Source organism: Mycobacterium sp. E3298 (genome assembly GCF_001666895.1).
GTDB lineage: Bacteria > Actinomycetota > Actinomycetes > Mycobacteriales > Mycobacteriaceae > Mycobacterium.
The window spans coordinates 1-3,045 of sequence record NZ_LZJB01000314.1 but is presented as its reverse complement, the minus strand read 5'-3'; the positions used below and the strand labels follow the sequence as shown (position 1 = coordinate 3,045).

The 3,045-nt window shown below is 69.5% G+C and carries 3 protein-coding genes and 1 pseudogene; all 4 read left to right on the top strand.

Annotated features, from left to right (window positions below):
- Positions 1–793, top strand: a 793-nt coding sequence (locus tag A9X05_RS14785) for an NlpC/P60 family protein (protein WP_197499066.1), incomplete at its 5' end; no start/stop codon positions are given.
- Between the two features lie 25 nt (positions 794–818).
- Positions 819–1,553 carry an NlpC/P60 family peptidoglycan endopeptidase RipB gene (ripB, locus tag A9X05_RS14780; protein ID WP_067754115.1) on the top strand — a complete coding sequence of 245 codons (735 nt, stop codon included), beginning with the start codon at positions 819–821 and terminating at the stop codon, positions 1,551–1,553.
- A 163-nt stretch (positions 1,554–1,716) separates the two neighbouring features.
- Positions 1,717–2,850: a MoxR family ATPase gene (locus A9X05_RS14775; RefSeq protein ID WP_067754041.1), complete on the top strand. Its 1,134-nt coding sequence runs from the start codon at positions 1,717–1,719 to the stop codon at positions 2,848–2,850.
- Positions 2,847–3,045, top strand: a pseudogene (locus A9X05_RS31105) (hypothetical protein); the annotation flags it as partial. The gene A9X05_RS14775 and the pseudogene A9X05_RS31105, both read left to right, overlap by 4 nt.

Below are 3,045 nucleotides of genomic sequence, written 5' to 3'. Positions count from 1 at the left end.
CACCCGGCTGGCCGCCGAACGCGACGAGGCGCAGGCGAAACTCGAAGCCGCCCAACGGCAGTGGTCGACCGGCCCGGGCGGTCCCGCCACCCCGAGCTCGGGCGACCGATGGGAGACCGGCTCGCCCGGGGCGCCGGCGCCGCACACCGGGGCCCGCCGCTGGGACGGCGCCTGGGACCCGACCCTGCCGATGATCCCGAGCGCCAACGTCCCCGGCGACCCGATCGCGGTCATCAACCAGGTGCTGGGGATCTCGGCCACCTCGACGCAGGTCACCGCCGGACTGGGCCGCAACTTCCTGCAGCAGCTCGGCATCCTCAAGCCCGACGACACCGGCATCACCAATGCCGCCCCCGGCGGGACTTCCGGGCGGATCCCGCGGGTGTACGGCCGGCAGGCCACCGAATACGTGATCCGGCGCGGCATGTCGCAGATCGGCGTGCCGTACTCCTGGGGCGGCGGCAACGCCGCCGGGCCCAGCAAGGGCATCGACTCGGGCGCCGGCATCACCGGCTTCGACTGCTCGGGCCTGGTCCTGTACTCGTTCGCCGGGGTGGGCATCAAGCTGCCGCACTACTCGGGCTCGCAGTACAACCTGGGCCGCAAGATCCCGTCCTCGCAGATGCGCCGCGGCGACGTCATCTTCTACGGCCCCGGCGGCAGCCAGCACGTCACGATCTACCTCGGCGACGGGCAAATGCTCGAGGCCCCCGATATCGGGCTGAAGGTCCGCGTCGCGCCGGTGCGCACCAGCGGCATGACGCCCTACGTGGTCCGCTACATCGAGTGGTGAACGAATGAAAATCGAACGGGGAGCCATGCGCCGCAAGCGGATTCGCCTGATCAACCTCGCCTGGATCACCACCGTGGTGACCGGGCTGATGTTGTCGGTCGCCGCCCCGGCGCCCGTCGCCGTGGCCGACCCCGGCGCCTGGGACCCCACCCTGCCGGCGACGATCAGCGCGGGCGCCCCAGGCGACCCGCTCGCCGTCGCCAACGCGTCGCTGCAGGCCACCGCCCAGGCGACCCAAACGACGATGGACCTGGGCAGGCAGTTCCTGGGCGGCCTCGGAATCAACATCCTGGGGGATCCCGCTCCCACTGCGGCAAGCCCCACCAACCCGGGCGGCAAGATCCCGCGGGTCTACGGCCGTCAGGCAATCGAGTACGTCATCAAGCGGATGGGCTCGCAGATGGGCGTGCCCTACTCGTGGGGCGGTGGCTCGCTGGACGGCCCGAGCAAGGGCGTCGGCGACGGCGCGAACATCACCGGTTTCGACTGCTCGGGCCTGATGCGGTACGGCTTCGCCGGCGTCGGCGTCCTGATTCCCCGGTTCTCCGGTGACCAGTACAACGCCGGCCGGCACATCCCACCCGACCAGGCGCGGCGCGGCGACCTGATCTTCTACGGCCCGAACGGCGGCCAGCACGTGACGATGTATCTGGGCAACGGCCAGATGCTGGAGGCGTCCAGCCTCGCCGGTCACGTCACCGTCAGCCCGGTTCGCAAGCCCGGCATGACGCCGTTCCTGACTAGGATCATCGAGTACTGATCCAGGTTCGTTGCTGGGCGGGTCGCCCGGCTGGATGCCGGGGGCGAACCACCAGCGTCGACGGAATCCGGCGGGCCTGGAATAGTTGGACGCGGGCACGTCGCGGCCCCACGACAGTGGTGGTGCAAGCAGTCGTGTCCGAATGAGCTGTGGAGGGTTATTGATGACAGCAGCAGGTGGGCCGCCTCAGGGCGCCAGCGGTTACTCGGGCCCGGGTGGTCCTGCCGGCTCGCCGGCCCATGAGGCGCCGTCGGGCGGTGGTAATGGCCTGGCCGCGGAGGTGCACACGCTGGAGCGGGCCATCTTCGAGGTCAAGCGGATCATCGTCGGCCAGGACCAGCTCGTCGAGCGGATGCTGGTCGGCCTGCTCTCCAAGGGCCACGTGTTGCTCGAAGGTGTCCCAGGTGTGGCCAAGACCCTGGCCGTCGAGACCTTCGCCAAGGTGGTGGGCGGCACGTTCGCCCGCATCCAGTTCACGCCCGACCTGGTGCCCACCGACATCATCGGTACCCGCATCTACCGGCAGGGCAAGGAGGAGTTCGACACCGAGCTCGGCCCGGTGGTGGTGAACTTCCTGCTCGCCGACGAGATCAACCGTGCGCCTGCCAAGGTGCAGTCGGCGTTGCTGGAGGTCATGCAGGAACGCCAAGTGTCGATCGGCGGCAAGAGGTTCCCGCTGCCCAACCCATTCCTGGTGATGGCCACCCAGAACCCGATCGAGCACGAGGGCGTGTACCCGCTCCCCGAGGCCCAGCGGGACCGCTTCCTGTTCAAGATCAACGTCGGCTACCCGTCGCCCGAAGAAGAGCGGGAGATCATCTACCGGATGGGTGTGCGGCCGCCCGAGCCCAAGCAGATCCTCAACACCGGCGACTTGTTGCGGCTGCAGGACATCGCGGCTAACGGCTTCGTGCACCACGCGCTGGTCGACTACGTGGTGCGCGTCGTGACCGCCACCCGCCATCCCGAGCAGCTTGGCATGAACGACGTCAAGACGTGGATCTCGTTCGGTGCGTCCCCGCGCGCCTCGCTGGGCATCATCGCCGCGTCCCGCTCGCTGGCGCTGGTGCGTGGCCGCGACTACGTGATTCCGCAGGATGTCGTCGATGTCATTCCCGACGTGCTGCGGCACCGCCTGGTGCTCACCTACGACGCGCTCGCCGACGAGATCTCGTCGGAGATCGTCATCAACCGGATCCTGCAGACGGTCGCCCTGCCTCAGGTCAACGCCGTTCCGCAGCAGGGGCAGTCGGTGCCCCCGGTGATGCAGCCCGCCGGCGCGGCTAGCGGTCGGTGACCGACCCCAAGCAGCCGGCGGTGCCACACCCGCCCTCGATGCAGCGCGGGCAGATCGTCGACCCGAAGCTGGCGGCGGCGCTGAGGCAACTCGAGCTGACGGTCAAGCGCAAGCTCGACGGCGTCCTGCAGCACGACGTCACCGATGTCGGGCAGCTCGACGTCGCGGGGGTCGAGCACCTCGACGGCCAGCACC

Excerpts from the sequence above, each read along its gene's own strand:
- ripB (WP_067754115.1), top strand. The coding sequence starts at position 819 with ATGCGCCGCAAGCGGATTCGCCTGATCAACCTCGCCTGGATCACCACC.
- A9X05_RS14775 (WP_067754041.1), top strand. The coding sequence starts at position 1,717 with ATGACAGCAGCAGGTGGGCCGCCTCAGGGCGCCAGCGGTTACTCGGGC.